This window comes from methanotrophic endosymbiont of Bathymodiolus puteoserpentis (Logatchev) (assembly GCF_900128525.1).
GTDB lineage: Bacteria > Pseudomonadota > Gammaproteobacteria > Methylococcales > Methylomonadaceae > Methyloprofundus.
Genome location: NZ_FQTQ01000108.1, coordinates 85887 through 108929 on the forward strand (window position 1 = coordinate 85887; position 23043 = coordinate 108929).

Genomic DNA, 23043 nt, shown 5'->3' on the forward strand with positions numbered 1-23043 from the left:
TAACCTCTGCTTGATAAATATTTATGGACAACTACCCTTATTTACGTGGAGCCCACGCTGGCTCCCGCACCATACCACCTCTATGCCGTATATCTTGCTTGCTTGCCCCATCAAGCGTAACGGTTGCTAAAATATCATTATTCCCTTTACGCCGCGCATAAATAATCACTTGGCCATTAGGCGCAAAACTGGGTGACTCGTCATTTGGACCATTGCTTAGCACTGTTGTTGTTCGGCTTGCTAAGTTTTGTACTGCAATCCGGTAATTACCTTGCACACCTTGCACCATAACTATTGACTTACCATCAGCAGAAAAACTGCCACGCGCATTGTAATCCCCATCAAAAGTAATTCTCTCTGCAACACCCTGGCCATTGCTTGCCATAATATATAATTGTGGGCGGCGGCCACGATCAGAAGTAAACAGTATTTTTTTACCATCCGGTGACCAAGCCGCTTCGGTATCAATCGCTAACGATTTGGTTAATTGACGTAAAGACTTATTCGCCAAGGTCAAAATATAAATATCTGAGTTCCCCCCTTTAGATAAAGTCAAAGCTAATTGTTTACCATCAGGCGACCAAGCAGGTGCGCCATTAATGCCTTTGTACTTAGCAATACTTTTACGCTCACCCGTTGCTAATGTTTGCACAAAAATCTCAGAAACTTTATTTTCAAAAGAAACATAAGCAATTTTATCTGCATGAGGAGACCATGCCGGCGACATAATTGGCTCTTTAGATTGTGCAATAGAGATTGCATTAGCCCCATCATAATCAGCCACATACAAATTATATTTAGTTTTATGCTGACCATTTAACTCACTAGTTACATAAGCAATTCGTGAAGTAAATATGCCTGGAATTCCGGTTAACTTTGCATAAATCGCATCACTTAAATAATGTGCCGCCATACGCAATGCTGAAGCTTCAACCGTTACCCGTAAACCTTTTAATTGTTCTTTTTTATAAACATCGAACAAACTCATTTGTACATGGTAAAGGTTATTATCTTTGCTTACTCTACCGATGACTAAATAATCTTGACCTAATGCTTCCCAATTACGAAATTTAACCTGCGCTGGCTGACTAGGGCGTGTTAACATTTGCGCCTTATCCAATACTTTAAAATAGCCACTTCTGGCTAAATCATTACCAATAACCTGTGCAACATCTTCTTTTAATTGCTCACCCATAGGGCTTGCAAAAGGAACAACCGCTATCGTATGCGCACTTTGCACACCTTCAGTAATTTCTATAGTCAGTTCAGCACGTAATAAATGGCTATATACCATTAAATGGCAGCCAAATAATATAAACACTATTTTTTTCGCTATTTTAATCACTTTTCACTCTTTAAAATTAATTATTTAGATACAAACAGTAGGGCGAGGCTTTGGCTCGGCCTTTAAAGCTTCTGTTTCAAATTAGCGGGCTAAAGCCGCACCCTACAAAAACCATATTTAAACTCAGCGCTATTTTTTAGGGTCAAATAGTAAAGTAAAGCTTCTAAACTGCTCAGCAATCTTTGGGTCTTTAGGTACCGGTAAAGTGGCTGCTTTTAAAACAGCTCGCTCAGCCGACTCATCAAACAAACGATTACCACTACTTTTTTCTACGTTAACGGCCATAACATCGCCAGAGGAAGGAATCAGATTAACTCGAATTCTACAGGAAAGTCCATCAGGAACAGTATTGGGCTGATTCCAGTTCTGCATGATTTTCTGCTTAATTAAAACCTTGGCATCTGCCACTGCTTTTTTTGCAATTCTAGCATTTTCTGCACGTATTCTGTTTTCTTTTGCCCGTTTGGCAGCTATCATTTTTTTCTGCTTCTCAGCTGCTTTACGTGCAGCTTCTTTTTTCTTTGCTGCTGCTTTACGCTGTTGCTCTGCAATTCGTTCAGCCTCTTGTTTGCGTTTTTTCTCTACTGCCAGAGCTTTCTCTTGTGCTATTCTTTGTTGCTTAATCGCTGCTTGTTTTTGCTTTTCTAATACAAGCGCCTGCTTAATAGCGGCTAATTTTTTTGCTTCATTCTTGGCTACTTCTTGCAAGCGCTGCGCCTCTATTTTAGCTGTTTTTTCAGCCTTTAAACGTTTAGCTTTTGCCTGCTTAATACGTAATTTTTCTTGCTTTAGTTGTCTAGCAAGTAGCTCTTTTTGCTGTTGCTGCTGGTTGCGTTTTTTTTCTTCGACTTGTTGCAGTTCTTTGGCTTTTTCTGCAACGACATTTTCATCTAGAATTGAAGCCTCAATAATTTCAGGTACCTTGTCTTGCGCTTTAGGCATAGGCACTGGCTCACTGATAAAATTAAATGCAAACAAGCCGATAATTAAAAAATGCAAACTTAGCGCTAAAATAAAAGCCAGTGCATATTTTTGTAATAGGCTCATTGGGCAAAGTTTTCCGTCATTAAACCCACATTGGGTACGCCCGCATTTTTTAAAGCTGCCATAACAGTAACAACCTTACCGTATGCCACTTGTTTATCGCCGCGTATATAAACTTGTGTCTTAGGTTTATTTTTACGTACCGCCGCCGTTAATAATAGCACTTCACTCGCACTTACTGGCTGTTCATCACTCCCATTACCTAAGTCTATAAAGTATTGTCCCGACTTATCAATAGTGATAATAACTGGCGTTGGCGCATTATCCTGATCTACTTGCTGAGAGTTTGCCTGCGGCAAATCAACATCAACACCCGACTGAATCAGGGGTGCAGTAATCATAAAAATAATCAGTAAAACTAATGTTACATCTATATACGGTACGACATTAATTTCTGCCATAGGTTTTCTGCGAACATTACGTCTAGCCATTACGAATGCGCCTGACGCTGTAATAAGACGACAAATTCATCGACAAATATTTCATACCGCCCCGCTAAACGATCAACTCGTGTGGAAAATCGGTTATAAGCAACAACCGCTGGAATAGCAGCAAACAAGCCTATCGCTGTCGCCACTAATGCTTCTGCAATACCCGGAGCAACTTGTGCTAAGGTCGCTTGCTTAGCGGTAGATAAGGAACGGAAGGAGTTCATAATCCCCCAGACGGTACCAAATAAGCCCACATAAGGACTTGTTGAGCCAATCGTTGCTAAAAAAGGTAAACTCTCATCTAATCTATCCAATTCACGCGATAATTCTATACGCATCGCTCTTTGTGCATTTTCTACCTTATCAGAAGCAGGCATGCTAACCACTTTATGCATGCGTGAAAACTCCTTATAACCCGCTATAAATATTTTTTCTATGCCTTCTACTTCTCGACCTTCTTCCGTAATTTTTGCATACAACTCGCTTAAATCACCCCCCGACCAAAAGGCTTGCTCAAATTGCTCAGTCACTTGAAAAGTCGCGGCTAACTCTTTGCGCTTAGCAAAAATAAAAGTCCAAGACATCACCGAAGCAACCAAAAGAATTAACATAACCAGCTGGACAACTAAGCTCGCTTGGCTAATTAAATAGAAAATAGATAAATCATTATTCATTGTTTAAGGCTTGCTTTAGAGAATCGGGAATCAATTGAGGACGCATCGAATTAGAATCTAAACAAGCAATCCGAATCGTTGCTTTACTGAGTATTTCATCTTGACGCATGACAGTTTGGGCAAAAATTAAGCTAGCGCTTTTCACTCGACTTAGAGCGGCGCTAACGTCGAGTAAATCATTAAATTTAGCAGGCTGCAAATAATCAACTTGCACTGAGCGAACTACAAATAGGATATTTTGTTGCGCCATTAGTTCATCTTGCTCAAAGCCCATCGCACGCAACATTTCAGTACGTGCACGTTCGTAAAACTTGAGATAATTGGCATAAAAAACCACGCCACCCGCATCCGTGTCTTCATAATAAACCCGTACCGGCCAAGTAAATTGTTTGTTCATTATTATAAAATCCTTGTTCCCATGCTCGATATAATTACCATTAAGCTAAATAAATTGATGTAGGAGCGAAGCGCATTGTTTGTATGTGATGCACTTCCTATTGTCATCCTACTTATTTTTTTAAACAACATCATCGACTTCTATATTAGGAACTTGTGGTGCTTTTAAACCAAAATGCTGATAGGTTTTGCCAGTCACCACGCGCCCTCTTGGCGTACGCATAATAAAGCCTTGCTGAATTAAATAAGGCTCCAAAACATCTTCTATTGTGCCTCGCTCCTCACTAATCGCTGCAGCCAAAGTATCTAAACCCACAGGGCCACCATCAAAGCTATCAATAATCGTTTTTAACAAACGCCTGTCTAACTGATCAAACCCGCAATGATCCACTTTTAGCATGCTTAAAGCTTGTTGAGCCGTGCCCTCACTAATCGAACCATCGCCCTTTACTTCAGCATAATCACGCACTCGCCGCAGTAAACGGTTGGCGATACGTGGAGTACCACGCGAGCGCTTAGCAATTTCATGCGCGCCACGTTGATCAATTTTTATACCCAAAACACCTGACGAGCGAGTGACAATAAATTGTAACTCTTCCACCGAATAAAACTCCAAACGTTGAATAATGCCAAATCGATCCCGCAAAGGCGAAGTTAATAAACCTGCTCTTGTCGTTGCACCTACTAGAGTAAATGGCGGCAAGTCCAGTTTAATTGACCTTGCTCCCGGGCCTTCACCAATCATTATATCAATCTGATAGTCCTCCATCGCAGGATACAAAATCTCTTCGACTGCAGGACTTAAGCGATGAATCTCATCAATAAACAGCACATCATGTGCTTCTAAATTAGTTAATAAAGCAGCTAAATCTCCCGCTTTATCCAGTACAGGGCCTGAAGTTTGGCGTAAACTAACATTCATCTCATTGGCAATAATATTCGCCAATGTCGTTTTACCTAGCCCCGGTGGGCCAAAAATCAATACATGATCTAACGCTTCTTTACGCGCAGTGGAAGCTTGAATAAACACTTCCATCTGCTCACATAAAGCCTGTTGCCCCACATAATCTTTTAGTGTTTTCGGTCTTATCGCACGATCATGCCGTTCTTCGTCTGTATTTTCATGCGCAGTTATTACGCGATCCGTTTCAATCATTTAAGTTATCACTTTTCCTAAAACTCTCATTCTTAATGCTAAAGCCCCATTCTTACACAGAGCCTAGGGGAGCTAAAAAAACCTACATCATAGTAAATAACTCAAATCGGCTCGCCTTTTTATCAAACGTCAATGCTGTTGCACAATTTGCGACGACTGCAGACTGAGCAATCAAAATATCAGATAAATCATACGAATATTGATTAGCACAACAGATAAAATTCCGTACAACGCTTTGACTTTCAAACTCCAATACTTGCATTTGTAAAAGGTTATTTATTGCCAAAATAATATCTTCCCGAGTAACGCTATAAGCTGATTGCAATACCCAAATTACCTCAAGCACTACCAATAAAGGCACAAACAAAACCTCTTTATTCTGTTCTGCCTTGGAAAATAGCTTATCAGCTTGATTGACATCATCTTGAACAAGAAATCGTATTAGAACATTAGTATCTAAGGCTTTCATGAAAATTCTTTTTTACATTGCGTGGTAATCGCTTCGTTCATTTCCTCTATAGAGAGTGGCTTATCTTTGTTATATTGGCTGAGTTGCCCAAAAACATCGATTGCTTTTTTTGTAATCGGTTTTATAACAACATCATTCTGAGCATTAATAATAAATTCAATTTTATCCCCAGCATCTATTGCCATAGACTCTCTTATATCTTTAGGGATAGTTTCTTGCCCCTTTGTGGTGACAGTAGATAATGACACATCGACTCCTTACTTTAATCGTAAATATTCTTAACGGTAATACCGAGCATCTAAAAAGTCAAAACACTTAAAATAACTATCACATCTTAAGTTAGAACCATAACTCATCCCTTAATTTTACCCTGCAAAGCCAAACGGATAATCTCTTCACAGGTTTTATCTTCTTGTGCGATATTTTGCACCATTTTATTGGCATCAGCTGGCTTATAACCTAATGCACATAAAGCACTTATTGCCTCTTGCTTGGCATGACTGCGTGGTTGCGCAGTAGCGCCATCAGTTACGCTTGTTTGCTCAGCAGGCGAGTCACTAGCGGTAGGTAATTTATCACGCATCTCAACAATCAACCGCTCAGCAGTTTTTTTACCCACCCCTGGCAAACGTATTAAAGTCGCGGTGTCATTATCTTGAATGCAACGATAAAATTCATCTGAACTTTGCCCTGATAAAATCGTCAATGCCAATTTAGGCCCAACCCCATTCACTTTTATTAAAGTACGAAACATCACTCTATCAGCTTCAGTTGAAAACCCAAATAAAATATGTGCATCTTCTCTAACCACAAGATGTGTGTGTAATTGAACGATTTCCCCCATCGCTGGTAAATTATAAAAAGTGGTCATCGGTGCTTCCACTTCGTAGCCCACACCTTGCACATCTAAAACCAACATCGGGGGCACTTTTGCCACTAATTTACCGCGTAAAAATCCAATCAAGAACGTGTTCCTTGTGTTAATCGTTGTTGTGTCTGCTGAAAATTAGAATGACACAAACTAATACCTAAAGCATCACTGGCATCCATTTGTAATTCACCAGTAATCCCCAATAAAACCTTAACCATATGCTGTACTTGTAACTTGTCAGCCGATCCTTTCCCTACGACCGCTTGCTTTACCTGCCGCGCAGCATATTCAAATACGGGAATATCAAATAACTGTACCGCGCAAATAGCCGCACCTCGCGCCTGCCCTAATTTTAAAGCAGAATCTGCATTTTTATGCATAAATACCTGCTCTATTGCCATTTCAGTGGGCTGATACTCTTCCACTACATCACTGATACCCGCAAAAATTTGCTTTAAGCGTAGAGGGAAATCATCGCCTTTAATACGCAGACAGCCACTCGCTACATATTGATAGCCAGTGGCTGTCTCATCAATAACACCAAATCCTGTCAGGCGTGAACCTGGGTCTATCCCTAAAATTCTAGCCATTTAATCCACAAACTCTAATACCCTTAAAAATTGTAGCTACTCACTTAAAACGGAAACATATTAAAAACTGTAGGCCGTGACTTTAGCTCGCCAATACCAATCACCTACTCTATAAGTGGGCTAAAGCCACGCCCTACAAGTATATCGACTATTTCGCCTTAAATGAGCAACCAGAACTTAGCCTCAAAAAAGATCTGCAAATTTTAACATTTTGCCTTAAAGTTATCGAACTAATCCAATACAATATTTGCAACAGCAGAAAATTCACTCGCGGAGAGAAACAATGGAAGGCACATCACATCTTATTTGGAGTACACTATTTGGCGCTATAGGCTTAGGTTTCTTTACTTACGGTACAAGGCAAAAAGCAATCGTTCCCTTATGCACTGCAGTCACCCTGTTTGTCTTTCCTTATTTTATTGAAAATATCTACGCCCTGGTCTTCACAGGTATGATATTAGTGATCCTACCGTACTTTGTACGTTTATAGTTGCACCAAAAGGTACGCGGTGCGTACCCTACCTTATAGTAAGCTCTAAGCTCTACACTAAATACGCCAATACCGCTTGCAAGTCAGGCTCATGAATAAATACATCCGCCTGTTCTTGAACAATTTTACGTGCAACCACACCACCAAAACCTATACAAAATGCCCCGGCTTTTTTAGCTTCCATATCGGTATTACCATCACCCACCATAGCTAGCTTTACTTTATGGGGGTTGAGTTGCAAACAAACCTCTGCTTTCCCACCATTACGCGCTAAAGGTGATTGCTGGTTAAATCCTGCATAAGCTCCTTGCTCATCAAATAACACATCAACTGCGTGTACATGCTGCTCATCTATGTTTAATAACTTTGCCAAAGGTAAAATCGCTTGCTTTAAACCGCCACTGATTATATGTACTTGCTTACCTTGAGCTTGCAATTGCTGAAAAGTTTCTTGTACACCTAATACTATTCTTTCTATATATAAACCAGCCACCCAATTAATCGCAGCTTTATCAGGGCAAATCAAGTCCAACCGCTGACCATAAACGGATTCTAATGGCACTTCTCCATTCATGGCAGCATTAGTTAATGCTGCCATAGCAGCACCACAGCCAGCACGATTAGCTAACTCATCAATCCCTTCAATTTCACTTAAAGTACTATCACAATCAAAACAAACAATATCAAAACTCATTTTTTAAAAAACTCCATAAATCCCCCCTAAATCGCACTGCCATTAAGTTAAACAAGTTGTAGCGTTTACATGTACGCTTCCTATCATCAACACATCCTTGTATATTAAGTACAGCTATACTTCGCGCGGCTACGGATGCGGAATTTATAATGCGCTGATTTTTGTCGAGAGCAAGGCGCTGAAGCAGTTGCATAGCTGGCTATGCAACTGTTTCAGCAACACAGCTATCGGCAAAAATCAGCCGTTAGAAATCCGCAACGGTGGTCGCGCTAAGTATAAGTAAGCATCACAGTTTACCTGCTTTGCTATAATCACTACAGTGAAAATTAATTAATAAATGCGCTATGTTTAAATCCAGCAGACCCTTTTTATCCGCTAACATTTGGAAATATCGGCTAGTGTTTTGGCTTGGCGCTATTTTTATAGGCTTATTAATCGCTACAATGACCTTACTCAGTGAGCAGGCTGCGGAACTGTATCGTACAACTTCACTGACTTACCCTTGGTTTAATTTTGTTGTCGCCCCTTTTGGGCTCGCTTTTACCGCATGGCTGACCTTTCGTTTCTTTCCAGGTAGCCAGGGAAGTGGCATTCCACAAGTTAAAACTGCCATAGAAATTCCTTATACTTTAGATGAGCGTTCCAAATTAGTTTCTCTACGTATTGCAATTGGTAAAACCTTTTTACCAATTCTAGGGCTTTTATCAGGTGCATCGGTAGGTTTTGGCGGACCAGCGACCCATGTAGGTGCATCATTAATGTCATCACTAGGTAAGGCGGCCAATTTCCCCCCTCATTATATGCACAAAGGCTTACTATTAGCGGGGAGTGCTGCAGGTTTTGCCGCTATGTTTAGCGCACCTTTAGCCGGAATTATGTTTGCCATTGAAGAAATGGGGCGAACCCTAGAAGAGCGCGTTAGTAGCCTTGTTTTAACGGCTATTATCTTTTCCGGTGTGACTGCCTATTCCATTTTACATCACAACGTTTTTTTTGCTGATAATTCATTAGTTTTTCCTGGCGGTGAAAGCTGGCTAGCCGTCCCCTTATGCGGTATTGTTGGTGGTCTGTTAGGAGGCGTTTTTAGCCGTATTATTGTCAGCGGCAATCACCTCCTAAAAAAGCTAAAATTGCCCTTCGTTTTAGTCGCTTTTGTTTGCGGACTCATCATTGCTTTACTCGGTTTTTTGTCTCACGGTGATAGTTTTGGCACGGGCTATCAATTAGCAAAAAACATTATATACGATAATATCCCTATAGATCCTCTCTTCCCCGTTTATAAAATGCTTGCGACTTGCGCGACATTTTTTAGTGGCATTCCTAGCGGTATCTTTGTTCCCGCCATTGCAACAGGCGCAGGTTTTGGTGCAAACTTAGCACACTGGTTTCCTATCGCACCTACGTCAGTCATGATATTACTAACGATTACAGCCTACTTTTCTGGCATGCTGCAATCACCACTTACTTCATTTGCCATCGTGCTAGAAATAACCCATAGCCACGAAATTTCCATCCCCATAGTGGCGGCAGCTTTTATTGCCTCAGGTGTCTCCAAGTTAATTAACCCACAGCCCTTATATAGAGCTCTATGCGATGCCTATCAACAGTACCCCACCCAGCCACTAGATTATGATCAACAACAAAACAAATAAATACCTGTTTCTCTCTCTGCTAAGTTTAATTATTATTGGCACTGCACTTTACGGGCTGTTAACGCATACATTTCCAACACCAGCATCCAGCACCCATTTTAAAACCATTGCTAATAAGCAAGTCTCACTCAAACAATTACAAGGAAAAGTGGTATTAGTCACTTTCTGGGCGAGTAATTGCCCAAGTTGCTTAAAGGAAATCCCACACCTCATCAGCCTATATAACGACTATCATCAACGTGGACTAGAACTATTTGCCATTGCCATGCACTACGACCGACCTAATTATGTTGTTAATGCCAGTAAAGCCTACCAAATACCCTATGATATAGTGCTAGATTTACAGGGGCAGTTAGCCTCGGCCTTTGGTGATATAAGCCTGACACCGACGACTTTACTGATAAATTCAAATGGCGAAATTATCTATCAAAATACCGGTATTTTTGACTTACAGGCCATGCAAACTCTTATTGAATCTTTATTACCTATACAAGGAAACAAATAATGCTCTGGTTAAAAGCGCTACATCTTATTTTTATGGTTACTTGGTTTGCGGGCTTATTCTATCTACCGCGTTTATACGTTTATCATGCTATGAGTGATGATGAAATCAGCAATGAACGCTTTAAAGTGATGGAACGGAAATTATTCTACGGCATCATGACACCCGGCATGATTATCACTTTTATCTTTGGTATCTGGATGCTGGTTGATTATGCTTGGGGGATATACAGCTCAATGGGTTGGTTACATGCAAAATTAGCCGTATTAGCGCTTGCAGTGGTTTACCATTATTATTGCTATCGCTATTTACTGGACTTTAAATTTGACCGCAATCAACGTAGCCATGTATTTTATCGCTGGTTTAATGAAGTGCCTGTGTTATTTCTGGTAATTATTATTATTTTAGCGGTAGTTAAGCCTTTTTAAAGTATTTTATTATGAGCTATGGTTGTAGGGCGGACTACAAAGTCTGCCCCACTTATAGAGACATCTACCACCTAGCACCTTGCTCAACTATTTCACCCATTTTCTTTCCTGGCTTAACTTGCCCCTGATAAGTCAACACCGAACCAATAGTAAAACCACCCTCCGGGTCATGCAGCTTAGTATTTTGCTCCAAAATCCACATATGCCCATCACGAGAATCAATAACAAATACTTTGGGTGTCAAACTGCCCGATTGACCTGAATGACCTCCTTCATGTAAAACGACCGCCCGATATCGCCCGTCATCATCAGCCAGAGCGGGATGTACTGATGGCAAGACGAATAAAACCAATAGAAATAATCTACACGCCACTGCATACGGCCGGTATTTTGCAATCATAGTTAAGATCCTCATTATTAATGAACATTTTTTTAAAACTAAACACTATAAGCCATAACTGAATTTATACCATTCCCCTTGGGTTCATACTTACTTGACTGGCTTGCCGTATAGATTGAATTAGCGCTACGCCTGCTGCAAAACTAGCGGCGGACTTTTCGACTCTAAAGAAGCCTTCAACATCCGCTTCTGCCACCTCTCTGGAATCATATACAAAAACACCAATTTTATCTTCAGGCTTTAAAAATCCAGTTTCACCAAATTCAGTATAGCGCGTCGCACCTAAAGAAATAATAATTTGTTTGGGCTGTTTAAGTTGAGTTAAATAATATTTTAAATGCTCTAAAGGGCCAAAATCATTTTGACTATTAAAGGTTTTGATAATCCAGTTTAGAAGTTTACCGTAAAAATACTGGTAACCCGTTACAGGGCTATCGACGCCATATTGAATCACCTCTCCATTACGACGTAAAAAAGAAGAAATATGGATATGATCTAAAATTCCACCTGCTTGAAATTGATCAATCTCGATCCATTGCTGCCCTATGCCCGTACACGATAGGCCCCAGTTCTTTTTTTCACTGATTTTTTTCGCATTGGGCTTACGAATCGAGCAATCATTAAAAGTGGTAAAGGCTAATGGCTCTATAGACTCGACTAGCCCGTCCGTGTAACTAACATTAAATAGCACACACATTTCCGGTTCCATATGCAAATTCACTGGCGTGGAAAAATCAGCGTCAATATGAGTATGCGACAGAGGAAACGTGCTTAGGAAAGTGGGATACTGAGGCAAATAAATAGGAAAAATACCTTTGGGAGCATTTTTTTCTTCGGTAATTACATTGACAAAATCTGCATCTTCACCGGCTTGGCTTAGGTGCTCGGCGAAATTACCCGCAATACCAAAAACAGCTAACTCTTTAAGTTGACCAATACTTACCCTTATCATTCGCTATCCGGATCTAATTCTAAAAATACATTTCTAATATATTCAGCATGATCTTCTAGTAAGTGACCTTGATGAACCTGTAAATCTAAGTTAACTACTTTGGTTTTTTCCAAGCCTCCTTCTGTGCCAATTTCTCGCACTGTATGCTCTTTTAGATCCAATATATATTTCTTTTTATTATAGTGTTTTTTTTGTAAATATTGCGTCGTAATTGGCTTGGTTTTATGATTAATGGTTTCCCAGCCAATCACTTGATGCCTCTCCATCCAGCCTACAGCATCACTTGAGTTATTTTCAAGATCAACGTTAAAAACAACGATATAACGGTTTTCTTCAGCAGGTATCGTATTGACATGGTGTATATTAGCAACCGAGTCAAACTCAAAATCATCGGGTACAAAATACTTCTCGCTTGCACCATCACTAAAAGTGATATAAATCGAATTCGTACTTTTGTGATATCTGAGCGAACGCACTAAATCTAAATTTATTTTAGTATCTTCGTTAATTAAAAGGAAATTACTCATAAAGGCTCTTGTCAAAGTATTAATAATCAGTGTCCAGCATACTGTTTTACTGATGGGAAAATGTAATAATAGTTTTTTATTATTTGTTATTTATCAGTTTAATTTACCATGAAAAATGCGCTCGTCCCAATTTTAGGCTTTGCCGCACCTAGCGGTACGGGAAAAACCACTTTATTAACGCAACTTATTCCACAACTTAAAGAGCTAGGCATTCGGATTGGCTTAATAAAACATAGCCATCATAATTTTCAAATTGATAAACCAGGAAAGGATAGCTTTCGTTTACGTGAAGCAGGTGCAACACCAGTCATGCTGGTTTCAAGCCATAGACGTGCGATTATTACCGAATTTCCTAGCCCACAAGAACCCATATTAAATGAGCAACTTAGCCATTTTGACCAATCTTGTTTAGATTTAATTTTAGTTGAAGGCTTTAAGAGTGAAAATTTCCCTAAAATTGAATTACACCGCCCTAGCTTGAAAAAGCCTTTACGTTATCTTGACGATCATTCAATTATTGCTATTGCCTCCGATCAAAAGCTATCGCTGGAACGTGATTTAGTGCAAATGGACTTAAATAATATCCCTCAAATTACGCATTTCATTATGCAGACATTGTTGCAACATCATGACTAATCAATGCTACTCTAACTCCTTAATTAGCATTAAGGATGCCTTGGATAATATTAAAGCTGCGCTTTCTCCTATTGAAGAGGAAGAAACCGTTAACTTACATGAGGCTTTAAACCGAACATTAGCTCAACCCTGTACCGCTCCCTTTCACCTGCCAGCTTTTCCCAACTCATCTATGGATGGCTATGCCTTTAACAGTGCTGATATAAAAAGTACACCGTTTACTTTAGAGCAAGTTGGCATTTCTTGGGCAGGTAAGCCTTTTACTGGCGAGTTATTAGCAGGGCAATGCGTGCGTATTTTTACTGGTGCTGTGCTTCCAAAAGGAGCTGATAGCGTAGTTATGCAAGAGCACGTTACCGCCAGTGACCAAATCATTCATTTCCCTGGCAATGTTCAAGCAACACAAAATATCCGTTATATCGGCGAGGATGTTCGACAGGATGATTGCCTATTAGCAGCGCCTAAGCAATTATCAGCGATTGACCTTGGCTTACTCGCTTCAGCAGGCATTTATGAAGTACGCGTTAAACGCAGAATTCGTATTGCTTTTTTTTCTACAGGTGATGAACTCAGTGCGATTGGCAACCCTTTAGCCGCTGGACAAATTTACGATAGTAATCGCTATACTTTAGCTGCCTTATTAAACAACCCTTGCTACACCGTTACTGACTTAGGTGTTATTCGCGACAATAAAGCCCGTATACATGCTTGTTTATTAGACGCAGCGAAAAGTAATGATGTGATTATCAGTACCGGTGGTGCTTCTGTCGGTGATGCTGATTTTATTAAAGAAATTTTAGCTGAAATAGGTCAGGTAAATTTCTGGAAGCTAGCCATTAAACCAGGAAAACCTTTAGCTTTTGGGCGCATTCAAGCATGTTATTTTTTTGGTTTACCTGGTAATCCAATTTCAGTGATTGCAACTTTTCAACAAATCGTAACGCCGGCTTTACGTCAATTAAGCAGCTTAAGTAATCGTACACCACTACGCTTCAAAGCAATATGTCAAAGCCCGCTACGCAAGCAAGCTGGACGCCAAGAATTTCAGCGCGGTATTGTGCAGCAAACAGAAAATGGAAAATTTGCAGTTATTTCTGCAGGTAAGCAAGGCTCTAATATATTAAGCGCTAGTAGCCGTGCAAATTGTTATATAGTCTTAACACGCGAACAAACGAACGTAGAAGTTGGAACTGAAGTTCTAGTCGAACCTTTTAGTTTATTTTTATAACCCACAGAGGAACTCTTATGCTTACTATTAACCAATCGGCGCCCAATTTCTCACTTTATGATGCCCATGACATTTTACATAAGCTAGATGATTATAAAGGTCACTGGCTAGTTATTTACTTTTACCCCAAAGATAATACCCCAGGTTGTACTAAAGAGGCTTGCGCATTACGTGATAATAGTGCCAAATTTGAAGATTTAAACACTCGAATTATTGGCATTAGTACCGACAACAGTAAAAGTCACCTTAACTTTAGCCAAAACCAAAACTTAAATTTCACCTTACTCGCTGACCCTAAAGGTGAAGTAAGTAAAGCATATGAGGCATTATTCAAACTAGGTCCAGTCAAGTTTAGCAAGCGTCATAGCTTTATCATCGACCCTACTGGAAAAATAGCAAAAATTTATCGCTCCGTTTCACCTAGTACACATAGTCAAGAATTAATCGATGATTTACAACAACTACAAGCTGAATTTAACAGGCAATAGTAGCCCTCTCTCCAAATCAAACACAAGAATACGCATCACTTGTATGATGCGTATTCTTGGTCAGCTACCCGACGACTTATTTTCTTAACTTAATAACTCAAAGCCAACGACTGCATCAGCCGACACTGGAAGATACACAACGAACTTCAACAATGCCTCTAAATTTTGATATAAAAACAACTTTTTTAAGCGAACTGCGCTTCCTGCGGTCGGCTGGGTACACTGGTTATGCTACTTTTTTACCTAGTTGTAGTAATTTCGCTTGGGTTGTTTCTAATATTGAATCCCTCAGAAAAGAACTTGCCTGAATTATTTCAATACCGATAAGTTCTCCTTCATCATTCAATTCTGCCGTAATATTTGGACTAATTTCAACACTATCGAACTCTCGCTCATCTGAGATAGCAAGATGTAAAATATCTTCTTCCTTAAAATAAGACAACTTTGAATCATTCATTTTCAAACCTCCCACTTTTTACTCTATAATTAATTTGCTGACGGGTAGTAGCATGAATTGTAATTGGAGTAATTATATCTTTTTTGTGAATTTCATGCGGAATCATAACCAAGATATTAGCGTCCTTTCCTACAATTACTAGTCTTTCGGTAGCTGTATCATAGTATCTTTCAGTGCTATATTTGATTATCTCTTCGACATTTGACAAATTGAAACCGCGAAGTTTCACTCTATATCTGAAATACTCTGTCCAACTAATTTCTATCATTTTCTATATGTTAATACCTTACATTTTGTAGCACAATATAAGAGCGTAACTTTTACTGGCGAACCTTTTATGGGTCTATAGGCTGTTGATAAAAACAAAGACTTTTGTTATTTTTTAACGATAGTAGACCAGGCAGATAACCATGCATCAGACTGATAATAACTCGCTTTTTTGGTTAAATTTCCTATAAGCACTTGTTTTAATGTAATCTCGATAATGCCAAAAAAATGACAATAAGCACGCGGTGCATCCAGCGCTTTAATTTCACCCTCTTTAATACCATTTTGTAAGATTCTTAATATCTTGGTAAACGGCGGCGTTGCCATCAATGGCTTTTCTTCCGGTAAAAACTCACTGACATTTAACACTAAGAGGAATTTCATTATTTCCGGTGCATGCTCGGCTAAATGAAACCATAAATCCACAATTTCCCTTAATTGTTCAGAGGCTTTACGATTTCTACGGCGAATATCATCGATAGAAACACTTAATCGATCGGTAATCCACTGATACAATGCTTGAGCAATTTCTTGTTTATTCTTAAAGTGTTTATAAATCCCTGCACTTGTTTTAACACCGGAAAGTTCTGCAATATCTGTTAATGAGGTATTAAAATATCCTTTCTCAGTAAATAACTTTAATGCTGCTACTAAAATATCATTATGCAGCTCTTCTTTATCTTTTTGTAATTCCTGATCCATGTTGCTCTTTTATCCTAGCTCTTCGTTAACGCTATGCTTTATTAATGAAATTATTCAGTTATCGAAGTAAATGCCGCTTTTAAATAACTCATCATTGACCATAAAGTTAAAATTGCTGCAATATACATCATTACCAAACCAAATAAACTCATTGACATGCCAGCGATGTCATCGTGGTATAACAAACAGCCTATGGCCAACATTTGCGCTGTCGTTTTCCATTTTCCTATTTGTGAAACTTGCACCGCAGCGCGTTGACCTAACTCGGCCATCCATTCGCGTAACGATGAAATAGTAATCTCTCGACCAATAATGACCGCAGCCGGTAAAGTCATCCAAATACTAGACTCTGCTTCGACTAATAAAACCAAAACAAAAGCCACCATAATCTTGTCAGCAACAGGATCTAAAAAAGCACCAAATTTTGTTTCTACCTGCATTTTTCTGGCTAAATAGCCATCTAACCAATCTGTAATAGCGGCAATAAAGAAAATTACGGTCGTTGCTATATTGGAATACTCCCAAGGCGTATAGAAAAAAATAGCTAACACGGGGATTAATGCAATGCGTAGCAGCGTTAATAATGTCGGTAAATTTATTGTATCAATCATCTTGATGATGGAATGTATCGTATATTCGTTGTGCCAATTGTCGGCTAATTCCCTCTATGCTGCAAAGTGCATCAACACCTGCGCGAGAAATTCCTTGCATGCCGCCAAACTGCTTTAATAAAATCTGTCGCCTTTTAGGCCCTAGCCCAGCTATTGTTTCTAGCACGGATTTTTTTGTTGCCTTACCTCTACGTGCCCGATGCCCAGTAATAGCAAAACGATGCGCCTCATCTCGAATATGCTGAATTAATAATAAAGCACTCGCATTAGGCGTGACATCAAGGGGACATTCTTGCCCCGGTAAAATCAACTTTTCCATGCCTGCTTTCCTATCAGGCCCTTTTGCAACACCGACTATCATAACACTATTTACGGCTAATTCAGCTAATGCCTTTTCAGCTTGATGCACCTGTCCTTTGCCACCATCAATAAATAAAATATCCGGTGTTTCATGCTCTCCTTTGACTAAACGCTTGAAACGCCTAGAAACTGCTTGATAAATAGCAGCATAATCATCTCCAGGTGTTATACCTTCGATATTAAAGCGTCTATAAGCTGACTTTACTGGACCTTCACGATCAAAAACGACACACGAGGCAACCGTATAGTCTCCCTGCGTATGGCTGATATCAAAACACTCTAAGCGCTTAGGTACTTCCTGACAGCCTAATTCCTCCTGTAAGCTTAAAAAGCGCGCATAAATACCCTGTTTATCAGCTAATTTAGTCATTAATGAATTTTCTACATTAACACTGGCTATTTGTAGCCATTTAGCTCTATCACTGCGTACGTTAGGTGAAATACTCACACTATGCCCAGCATGCTCAGTTAACACTGCTGCCAATAGCTCGATCTCTTCGGGTCTATGACTAACAATTAATTCATGTGGGATATTTTTATCTAGGTAATATTGCGGAATAAAAGCCTGCAAAATATTTTCAGGTGTATATTCATTGCTTATTTTAGGAAAAAAAGTTTTATTGCCCAAATTTTGCCCATTACGAATAAAAAATACCTGTACACAGGCAATACCCGCCTTAGTGGCACAAGCAACAATATCCACATCCCCAGACTCACCTGAAACATAATTTTTCTCCAATATAGTACGTAATTGGCTAATTTGATCTCTAACTAACGCAGCTTGCTCAAACGCCAAATGCTGCGCTAAAGTATCCATACGTACAATAAGCTTATCGATCAATAAACTGCCCTTACCCTCTAAAAATAGCGTGGTATTTTGCACATCTTCTGCATATTTTTCTTGGCTAATTAAATCCACACAAGGCGCTGTACAGCGCTCTATTTGATGCTGCAAACAAGGTCTAGAACGATTTTTATAATAAGAATCTTCACACTGCCTAATAGGAAATATTTTTTGTAATAACTTTAAGGTTTCGCGCACGGCTCCTGCGCTAGGGTACGGCCCATAGTAACTACCTTTTTTCTTTTTAGCACCACGATGCGCAGTAATTTGCGGAAAGTCTTGTTCAGTAGATATAAAAATATAAGGATAGGAACGGTCATCCCTTAAGCAAATATTATAACGAGGTTTATGTCGCTTAATCAGCTGACTTTCCAAAAGCAACGCTTCGCCTTCTGTATGCGTTACAGTAACTTCTATATGCGCAATTTTAGCAACCATCACTTGTTGCTTAGGTGATGCAGCACCTTTTCTAAAATAACTGGTAACGCGATTCTTTATATTTTTAGCCTTACCAATGTAAATGATATCGCCTTTATCATTTAACATTTTATAGACCCCTGGTAAACGCGTCAGATTTTTTAAAAACTCATCACTATCAAAATGCTGCTTATCTGACTTCGTAGCCTCCACTTCCGTCATTTACAATACCTCATTAACCTTTACAAACACTCTTCCACAGAGGGTAGACGCGTCAGTAAATCATCCCATTCAATTTGCACATTATCTAAGATAGAAATAGGTGTACTACCCCTTAATTCTAAAATTTCGGCTTTCCCATATTCCCCATTTTGTAAACGATAAATAGTTAATACTCGGTCAATAGGGTGAATAAGCCAATATTCACGCACGCCATGATGCTCATATAATTCGCGTTTTTTAATTTGATCATGGCTTGCTGTAGAAGGTGATAAAACCTCTAATATCCAATCAGGTGCGCCACGAATACCACGCCGATCTAATTTATGACTATCACAAACAACAAGTACATCAGGCTGAACGACTGTATCAATAGACTCGTCGGCCTCATCTTTTTTGGGTAAACGCACATCAATTGGTGCTATAAATGCACGACATTTTTTACCGGCTAAAGCTGAACGTAACTGAAAATAAACATCACCAGCAACTTCTTGATGTTCTAAGTTTGGTGCCGGCGCCATAAAATAAGCCTCGCCATCAATTAATTCATAGTTATTATCTGACCAATGTAAATAATCACCATAACAATGATGTTCTGTATCTTTTAGTGCTAACCCCATCTCATTAACCTCAATTAACAAATTTATAGATAAGTAAATTGTAATCCTTTCTATAAAAATGAACCATAAAAAAAGGGCCTTTCGGCCCTTTCTATGTCGCTTTAGGAAGCTAAAACTTAACTTTCTGCCTTACCTACTTCTTTCATACTTAACCTTACACGACCTTGGCGGTCAATTTCTAGAACTTTAACCTTGACAACATCGCCTTCTTTCAACTTATCACTCACTTTATCAACATGCTCATCAGTAATCTGCGAGATATGCACTAAGCCATCTTTACCTGGAAGAATAGTAACGAAAGCACCGAAGTCCATCAAACGAGCTACTTTACCTTCGTAAGTTTTACCCACTTCAACTTCAGCAGTGATTTCTTCAATAATTTTTCTAGCTGCTTCACCCGCTGCTTTATCAACAGAAGCAACATTAACCACGCCTTCATCTGTTAAATCAACTGTCGCACCGGTTTGCTCAGTAATGCCACGAATTGTTGCCCCGCCTTTACCAATAACTTCACGAATTTTGCTTGGGTCAATTTTAAAAGTAATAATTCTAGGTGCAAAGTCAGACATCTCTTCACGAGTTGTCGATAATGCTTTATTCATTTCACCTAAAATATGTAAACGACCTGCTTTCGCTTGATCCAAGGCATTGCTCATAATCTCTGAGGTAATACCATCAATTTTAATATCCATTTGCAAAGCAGTAATTCCTTTTTCAGAACCTGCTACTTTGAAATCCATATCACCTAAATGATCTTCATCGCCCACGATATCAGAAAGCACTGCAAATGCATCGCCTTCTTTAATTAAACCCATGGCAATACCTGCTACAGGTGCTTTAAGAGGCACGCCCGCATCCATCAATGCTAAGCTTGTGCCACAAACAGAAGCCATTGAGCTTGAACCATTTGATTCAGTAATTTCAGAAACCACACGAATCGTGTATGGAAATTCAGCCATATCTGGCATAACAGCAGCAACACCACGCTTTGCTAAACGACCATGACCAATCTCACGACGTTTTGGAGAACCAACAAAACCTGTTTCGCCTACACTGTATGGAGGAAAATTGTAGTGCAACATAAATGGCTCTTTATATTCACCAGCCAATGCATCAATAATTTGCGCATCGCGCTCTGTACCTAAGGTTGCAACCACTAAAGCTTGCGTTTCGCCACGCGTAAATAATGCTGAGCCATGAGTACGCGGTAAAACACCTGTACGTACAGCAATAGGGCGAACAACATCTAAATCACGACCATCAATACGTTTTCTATCGCTTAAAATCGCTGAACGGACAACACGTTTTTCGATCTCTTCAATAATATCGCGTATATCTGCTTCAACATATTGCTCATCAGCTGTTAATTTTTCAACAGCGGCGGCTCTAATATCACTCAATGTATCTTGGCGTACTAATTTTTCTGCAATTTGATAAGCAGTAACAATAGATGCTTCTACTTCAGCCACAACAAGCGCTTCTAATTCTGTATTGACAACAGGAGCAACCCAGTTATATAAAGGCGTATTAACTTCTGCAGCAAACTCATTTATTGCAGTAATTGCTACTTGCATCTGTTCATGACCAAATAACACTGAACCCAGCATGATTTCTTCGCTTAAATTATCCGCTTCAGATTCCACCATTAATACCGCTTGGCTTGTACCTGCAACGACTAAATCTAATAATGAATCAACTAAACGTTCCTTATTTGGATTTAAAATATATTCGCCATCAATATAACCAACACGAGCAGCACCAACAGGACCATTAAAAGGCAGTCCTGAAACAGCTAAAGCTGCCGATGCACCTAATAGCGCTGGAATTTCTGGGTCTACATCAGGGTTCAATGAAACAACAGTGATGATAATTTGAACTTCATTCGTATAGCCTTTCGGAAATAAAGGACGAATCGGTCTATCAATAAGACGGCACGTTAACGTTTCTGTTTCTGTAGGACGCCCTTCTCGTTTAAAAAAACCACCGGGGATTTTTCCTGCCGCATACGCTTTTTCTTGATAGTTCACTGTTAGTGGGAAAAAATCACCTTGACTGGCTTCTTTTTTACCAACAACAGAAACTAAAAGCGATGTACCTTCAATATCAATCATGACTGCACCGCTAGCTTGACGGGCAATTTCACCTGTTTCAATGCTGACTAATTGTTGACCGTATTGAAATTCTTTTCTGATTGGTTTCAGATTCACTATTGTTTTCCTACGTGTTAAAAATTGGGTTTAATTAGGTATTCAGTCCATGAATAAGGCAATAAAAAAGCGGTCATTACACCGCTTTTTTACCTACTCTTAATCTTATTTACGTAAGCCTAGACGTGAGATTAGAGACTTATAACGCTCTACGTCAGTTCTTTTTAAATAATCTAATAATTTACGGCGCTGGTTAACCATTCTTAATAGCCCACGACGTGAATGGTTATCTTTTTTGTGCGCTGCAAAATGCGGAGTTAAATGAAGAATATGAGCGGTTAACAAAGCAACTTGTACTTCAGATGACCCCGTATCTGTTTCAGTTAAACGATATTCTTCAATAACTGCTTTTTTCTGTTCTGCTGTAAATGGCATTTTAATCCCTATGATTAATGTATTAAGAGCTTTCACTCAGGTTAAATATGTTTCCACGATAGGGTGTAGAAACATGAAATAGTTAATTCAAATTAAATATTTTTCTAGGCTGTATTTTAGCATTCATTAACATTTCTCCCAAGCCTAAAAATTGCTTATCATGATATATTCTGCATATCTCTGACTCTGCTATATCTAGGGAGCAAGATATTTGCTGTCCTTGCTGAATTAAATCCGCCTCCAACTGTGAGACATGAATAGCGGGCATAGCCTGTAAAGGCTGATCAACAGGTATTAATATAGAGTATAATGGTTCGCCAGCCTCTATTGCCTGTAATTGCTCAATAGTACGTGCATCTGCCAATAAGAACTGCCCTGCGGCAGTGCGGCGCAACTCTTTTACAGTACCGCCACAGCCTAAATAATGGCCAATATCCTCAGCTAAGGTACGAATATATGTACCTTTAGAGCAGCGCACATCCAGTGTTAATGTATTACCCGTAGAAGCAAGACATTCAAGTGCATAAATTGTAATTTTACGCGCCTTACGCTCCACAGTAATGCCCTCACGAGCAAGTTCGTACAATTTCTTACCGTGGTGCTTTAATGCCGAATACATAGGTGGAACTTGCTCAATCTCACCAACAAAGCTGGCCAAACACTCTGCTAATTGCTGGTCACTTATTACAGGAACAGGTTTGTTTTCTAAAACTGTACCATCAACATCACCCGTATCAGTCATCACACCTAGCTGAATAACGGTTTGGTATCGCTTATCATCTGCCAACATATAAGCTGACACTTTAGTGCCTTCGCCCAGACAAATGGGTAATAAACCTGTTGCTAAAGGATCTAGACTACCGGTATGACCTGCTTTATTAGCATTATAGAGGCGCTTAACTTCTTGCATTGCTTTATTCGACGAAATGCCCTGCCGCTTATCTAATAAGACAATACCATGTATATCAAGTCCTTTTTTACGCCTAGCCAT

General features: G+C 39.4%; 30 protein-coding genes. 7 read left to right on the forward strand and 23 right to left on the reverse strand.

The genetic code is table 11. The features are described 5' to 3' along the window. Positions 1 to 37: 37 nt before the first annotated feature. The 10 genes from tolB to ruvC form a co-directional block, all read right to left on the reverse strand. Positions 38 to 1294, reverse strand: a complete 1257-nt coding sequence (gene tolB / locus BQ7314_RS09145) for a Tol-Pal system beta propeller repeat protein TolB (RefSeq protein WP_217423839.1) — start codon at positions 1292 to 1294, stop codon at positions 38 to 40. A 180-nt stretch (positions 1295 to 1474) separates the two neighbouring features. Beyond that, positions 1475 to 2392 (reverse strand): cell envelope integrity protein TolA, encoded by a 918-nt coding sequence (tolA, locus tag BQ7314_RS09150; RefSeq protein WP_174483393.1) that lies wholly within the window; start codon positions 2390 to 2392, stop codon positions 1475 to 1477. Beyond that, entirely contained in the window at positions 2389 to 2820 is a 432-nt protein-coding gene (gene tolR / locus BQ7314_RS09155) for a protein TolR (protein WP_217423838.1), read from the reverse strand. Before tolR ends, tolA begins: the two co-directional genes overlap by 4 nt. After that, positions 2820 to 3494 carry a protein TolQ gene (tolQ, locus tag BQ7314_RS09160; RefSeq protein WP_174483394.1) on the reverse strand — a complete coding sequence of 225 codons (675 nt, stop codon included), beginning with the start codon at positions 3492 to 3494 and terminating at the stop codon, positions 2820 to 2822. The genes tolR and tolQ overlap by 1 nt, the downstream gene beginning before the upstream one ends. Next, complete coding sequence (gene ybgC, locus BQ7314_RS09165; protein ID WP_174483395.1) at positions 3487 to 3891, reverse strand: tol-pal system-associated acyl-CoA thioesterase; 405 nt, start codon at positions 3889 to 3891, stop codon at positions 3487 to 3489. The genes tolQ and ybgC overlap by 8 nt, the downstream gene beginning before the upstream one ends. A gap of 120 nt (positions 3892 to 4011) precedes the next feature. Beyond that, positions 4012 to 5046, reverse strand: a complete 1035-nt coding sequence (gene ruvB, locus BQ7314_RS09170; protein WP_174483396.1) for a Holliday junction branch migration DNA helicase RuvB — start codon at positions 5044 to 5046, stop codon at positions 4012 to 4014. Between the two features lie 82 nt (positions 5047 to 5128). Continuing rightward, positions 5129 to 5515 (reverse strand): type II toxin-antitoxin system VapC family toxin, encoded by a 387-nt coding sequence (locus BQ7314_RS09175; RefSeq protein WP_174483397.1) that lies wholly within the window; start codon positions 5513 to 5515, stop codon positions 5129 to 5131. Next, positions 5512 to 5763, reverse strand: coding sequence for an AbrB/MazE/SpoVT family DNA-binding domain-containing protein (locus tag BQ7314_RS09180; protein WP_174483398.1), 252 nt, complete (start codon positions 5761 to 5763; stop codon positions 5512 to 5514). The genes BQ7314_RS09175 and BQ7314_RS09180 overlap by 4 nt, the downstream gene beginning before the upstream one ends. Before the next feature lie 104 nt (positions 5764 to 5867). Then, complete coding sequence (gene ruvA / locus BQ7314_RS09185; protein WP_174483399.1) at positions 5868 to 6479, reverse strand: Holliday junction branch migration protein RuvA; 612 nt, start codon at positions 6477 to 6479, stop codon at positions 5868 to 5870. Further along, on the reverse strand, positions 6476 to 6976 hold the full coding sequence (gene ruvC / locus BQ7314_RS09190; RefSeq protein ID WP_174483400.1) for a crossover junction endodeoxyribonuclease RuvC: 501 nt from the start codon (positions 6974 to 6976) through the stop codon (positions 6476 to 6478). The genes ruvA and ruvC overlap by 4 nt, the downstream gene beginning before the upstream one ends. Positions 6977 to 7259: 283 nt before the next feature. Between ruvC and BQ7314_RS09195 the strand changes: the two genes are divergently transcribed. Continuing rightward, complete coding sequence (locus BQ7314_RS09195; protein WP_174483401.1) at positions 7260 to 7466, forward strand: hypothetical protein; 207 nt, start codon at positions 7260 to 7262, stop codon at positions 7464 to 7466. Between the two features lie 52 nt (positions 7467 to 7518). Here the strand turns inward: BQ7314_RS09195 and BQ7314_RS09200 are convergent, their stop codons facing one another. Then, complete coding sequence (locus BQ7314_RS09200; RefSeq protein ID WP_174483402.1) at positions 7519 to 8160, reverse strand: HAD-IB family phosphatase; 642 nt, start codon at positions 8158 to 8160, stop codon at positions 7519 to 7521. Positions 8161 to 8603: 443 nt separating this feature from the next. Here BQ7314_RS09200 and BQ7314_RS09205 point away from each other — a divergent pair, with 443 nt between their 5' ends. From BQ7314_RS09205 to hemJ, 3 genes are read left to right on the forward strand one after another with little or no spacing between them, the layout of a single operon-like run. Beyond that, positions 8604 to 9812, forward strand: a complete 1209-nt coding sequence (locus BQ7314_RS09205; RefSeq protein WP_245394958.1) for a chloride channel protein — start codon at positions 8604 to 8606, stop codon at positions 9810 to 9812. Beyond that, complete coding sequence (locus tag BQ7314_RS09210; protein WP_174483404.1) at positions 9790 to 10317, forward strand: TlpA disulfide reductase family protein; 528 nt, start codon at positions 9790 to 9792, stop codon at positions 10315 to 10317. Before BQ7314_RS09205 ends, BQ7314_RS09210 begins: the two co-directional genes overlap by 23 nt. Continuing rightward, complete coding sequence (gene hemJ / locus BQ7314_RS09215; protein WP_174483405.1) at positions 10317 to 10742, forward strand: protoporphyrinogen oxidase HemJ; 426 nt, start codon at positions 10317 to 10319, stop codon at positions 10740 to 10742. Before BQ7314_RS09210 ends, hemJ begins: the two co-directional genes overlap by 1 nt. A gap of 64 nt (positions 10743 to 10806) precedes the next feature. On the opposite strand, the gene BQ7314_RS09220 is transcribed toward hemJ, so the two are convergent. From BQ7314_RS09220 to BQ7314_RS09230, 3 genes are all read right to left on the reverse strand, one after another. Continuing rightward, a complete protein-coding gene (locus tag BQ7314_RS09220) occupies positions 10807 to 11142 on the reverse strand; it encodes a hypothetical protein (RefSeq protein ID WP_174483406.1) in 336 nt (111 codons plus the stop codon). A gap of 64 nt (positions 11143 to 11206) precedes the next feature. Further along, positions 11207 to 12094, reverse strand: coding sequence for a DUF5718 family protein (locus tag BQ7314_RS09225; protein ID WP_174483407.1), 888 nt, complete (start codon positions 12092 to 12094; stop codon positions 11207 to 11209). Further along, entirely contained in the window at positions 12091 to 12621 is a 531-nt protein-coding gene (locus BQ7314_RS09230) for a hypothetical protein (RefSeq protein WP_174483408.1), read from the reverse strand. Before BQ7314_RS09230 ends, BQ7314_RS09225 begins: the two co-directional genes overlap by 4 nt. A gap of 108 nt (positions 12622 to 12729) precedes the next feature. On the opposite strand from BQ7314_RS09230, the gene mobB reads away from it, so the two are divergent. Genes mobB through BQ7314_RS09245 form a run of 3 tightly spaced genes read left to right on the forward strand, consistent with a single transcriptional unit; the run spans position 12730 to position 14973 of the window. Next, positions 12730 to 13257 (forward strand): molybdopterin-guanine dinucleotide biosynthesis protein B, encoded by a 528-nt coding sequence (gene mobB / locus BQ7314_RS09235; protein WP_174483409.1) that lies wholly within the window; start codon positions 12730 to 12732, stop codon positions 13255 to 13257. Continuing rightward, positions 13250 to 14485, forward strand: a complete 1236-nt coding sequence (moeA, locus tag BQ7314_RS09240; protein WP_174483410.1) for a molybdopterin molybdotransferase MoeA — start codon at positions 13250 to 13252, stop codon at positions 14483 to 14485. The genes mobB and moeA overlap by 8 nt, the downstream gene beginning before the upstream one ends. 17 nt (positions 14486 to 14502) lie before the next feature. Further along, on the forward strand, positions 14503 to 14973 hold the full coding sequence (locus BQ7314_RS09245; protein WP_174483411.1) for a peroxiredoxin: 471 nt from the start codon (positions 14503 to 14505) through the stop codon (positions 14971 to 14973). Positions 14974 to 15199: 226 nt separating this feature from the next. Here BQ7314_RS09245 and BQ7314_RS09250 read toward each other — a convergent pair whose 3' ends face one another. The 9 genes from BQ7314_RS09250 to truB form a co-directional block, all read right to left on the reverse strand. Further along, a complete protein-coding gene (locus BQ7314_RS09250; protein ID WP_174483412.1) occupies positions 15200 to 15430 on the reverse strand; it encodes a DUF2283 domain-containing protein in 231 nt (76 codons plus the stop codon). Beyond that, entirely contained in the window at positions 15423 to 15698 is a 276-nt protein-coding gene (locus tag BQ7314_RS09255; protein ID WP_174483413.1) for a hypothetical protein, read from the reverse strand. The genes BQ7314_RS09250 and BQ7314_RS09255 overlap by 8 nt, the downstream gene beginning before the upstream one ends. Before the next feature lie 107 nt (positions 15699 to 15805). Continuing rightward, positions 15806 to 16399: a TetR/AcrR family transcriptional regulator gene (locus tag BQ7314_RS09260; RefSeq protein ID WP_174483414.1), complete on the reverse strand. Its 594-nt coding sequence runs from the start codon at positions 16397 to 16399 to the stop codon at positions 15806 to 15808. Between the two features lie 50 nt (positions 16400 to 16449). Then, positions 16450 to 17010, reverse strand: coding sequence for a CDP-diacylglycerol--glycerol-3-phosphate 3-phosphatidyltransferase (gene pgsA / locus BQ7314_RS09265; protein WP_174483415.1), 561 nt, complete (start codon positions 17008 to 17010; stop codon positions 16450 to 16452). Further along, on the reverse strand, positions 17003 to 18853 hold the full coding sequence (gene uvrC / locus BQ7314_RS09270; protein WP_174483416.1) for an excinuclease ABC subunit UvrC: 1851 nt from the start codon (positions 18851 to 18853) through the stop codon (positions 17003 to 17005). The genes pgsA and uvrC overlap by 8 nt, the downstream gene beginning before the upstream one ends. Before the next feature lie 20 nt (positions 18854 to 18873). After that, a complete protein-coding gene (locus BQ7314_RS09275) occupies positions 18874 to 19470 on the reverse strand; it encodes a Uma2 family endonuclease (RefSeq protein WP_174483456.1) in 597 nt (198 codons plus the stop codon). A 116-nt stretch (positions 19471 to 19586) separates the two neighbouring features. Next, complete coding sequence (pnp, locus tag BQ7314_RS09280) at positions 19587 to 21671, reverse strand: polyribonucleotide nucleotidyltransferase (RefSeq protein WP_174483457.1); 2085 nt, start codon at positions 21669 to 21671, stop codon at positions 19587 to 19589. A gap of 111 nt (positions 21672 to 21782) precedes the next feature. Continuing rightward, positions 21783 to 22052 (reverse strand): 30S ribosomal protein S15, encoded by a 270-nt coding sequence (rpsO, locus tag BQ7314_RS09285; protein ID WP_174483417.1) that lies wholly within the window; start codon positions 22050 to 22052, stop codon positions 21783 to 21785. Between the two features lie 82 nt (positions 22053 to 22134). After that, positions 22135 to 23043: a tRNA pseudouridine(55) synthase TruB gene (gene truB, locus BQ7314_RS09290; protein ID WP_174483418.1), complete on the reverse strand. Its 909-nt coding sequence runs from the start codon at positions 23041 to 23043 to the stop codon at positions 22135 to 22137.

Coding starts and splice junctions, on each gene's coding strand:
- BQ7314_RS09275 (WP_174483456.1), bottom strand. CDS start 19,470: ATGGGGTTAGCACTAAAAGATACAGAACATCATTGTTATGGTGATTAT.
- BQ7314_RS09195 (WP_174483401.1), top strand. CDS start 7,260: ATGGAAGGCACATCACATCTTATTTGGAGTACACTATTTGGCGCTATA.
- BQ7314_RS09220 (WP_174483406.1), bottom strand. CDS start 11,142: ATGATTGCAAAATACCGGCCGTATGCAGTGGCGTGTAGATTATTTCTA.
- rpsO (WP_174483417.1), bottom strand. CDS start 22,052: ATGCCATTTACAGCAGAACAGAAAAAAGCAGTTATTGAAGAATATCGT.
- ruvB (WP_174483396.1), bottom strand. CDS start 5,046: ATGATTGAAACGGATCGCGTAATAACTGCGCATGAAAATACAGACGAA.
- BQ7314_RS09225 (WP_174483407.1), bottom strand. CDS start 12,094: ATGATAAGGGTAAGTATTGGTCAACTTAAAGAGTTAGCTGTTTTTGGT.
- tolB (WP_217423839.1), bottom strand. CDS start 1,294: ATGGTATATAGCCATTTATTACGTGCTGAACTGACTATAGAAATTACT.
- mobB (WP_174483409.1), top strand. CDS start 12,730: ATGAAAAATGCGCTCGTCCCAATTTTAGGCTTTGCCGCACCTAGCGGT.
- truB (WP_174483418.1), bottom strand. CDS start 23,043: ATGGCTAGGCGTAAAAAAGGACTTGATATACATGGTATTGTCTTATTA.
- ruvC (WP_174483400.1), bottom strand. CDS start 6,976: ATGGCTAGAATTTTAGGGATAGACCCAGGTTCACGCCTGACAGGATTT.
- tolR (WP_217423838.1), bottom strand. CDS start 2,820: ATGGCTAGACGTAATGTTCGCAGAAAACCTATGGCAGAAATTAATGTC.
- hemJ (WP_174483405.1), top strand. CDS start 10,317: ATGCTCTGGTTAAAAGCGCTACATCTTATTTTTATGGTTACTTGGTTT.
- BQ7314_RS09175 (WP_174483397.1), bottom strand. CDS start 5,515: ATGAAAGCCTTAGATACTAATGTTCTAATACGATTTCTTGTTCAAGAT.
- BQ7314_RS09210 (WP_174483404.1), top strand. CDS start 9,790: ATGATCAACAACAAAACAAATAAATACCTGTTTCTCTCTCTGCTAAGT.
- BQ7314_RS09260 (WP_174483414.1), bottom strand. CDS start 16,399: ATGGATCAGGAATTACAAAAAGATAAAGAAGAGCTGCATAATGATATT.
- tolQ (WP_174483394.1), bottom strand. CDS start 3,494: ATGAATAATGATTTATCTATTTTCTATTTAATTAGCCAAGCGAGCTTA.
- BQ7314_RS09245 (WP_174483411.1), top strand. CDS start 14,503: ATGCTTACTATTAACCAATCGGCGCCCAATTTCTCACTTTATGATGCC.
- BQ7314_RS09230 (WP_174483408.1), bottom strand. CDS start 12,621: ATGAGTAATTTCCTTTTAATTAACGAAGATACTAAAATAAATTTAGAT.
- BQ7314_RS09255 (WP_174483413.1), bottom strand. CDS start 15,698: ATGATAGAAATTAGTTGGACAGAGTATTTCAGATATAGAGTGAAACTT.
- BQ7314_RS09205 (WP_245394958.1), top strand. CDS start 8,604: ATGACCTTACTCAGTGAGCAGGCTGCGGAACTGTATCGTACAACTTCA.
- uvrC (WP_174483416.1), bottom strand. CDS start 18,853: ATGACGGAAGTGGAGGCTACGAAGTCAGATAAGCAGCATTTTGATAGT.
- pgsA (WP_174483415.1), bottom strand. CDS start 17,010: ATGATTGATACAATAAATTTACCGACATTATTAACGCTGCTACGCATT.
- BQ7314_RS09250 (WP_174483412.1), bottom strand. CDS start 15,430: ATGAATGATTCAAAGTTGTCTTATTTTAAGGAAGAAGATATTTTACAT.
- ybgC (WP_174483395.1), bottom strand. CDS start 3,891: ATGAACAAACAATTTACTTGGCCGGTACGGGTTTATTATGAAGACACG.
- BQ7314_RS09200 (WP_174483402.1), bottom strand. CDS start 8,160: ATGAGTTTTGATATTGTTTGTTTTGATTGTGATAGTACTTTAAGTGAA.
- moeA (WP_174483410.1), top strand. CDS start 13,250: ATGACTAATCAATGCTACTCTAACTCCTTAATTAGCATTAAGGATGCC.
- tolA (WP_174483393.1), bottom strand. CDS start 2,392: ATGAGCCTATTACAAAAATATGCACTGGCTTTTATTTTAGCGCTAAGT.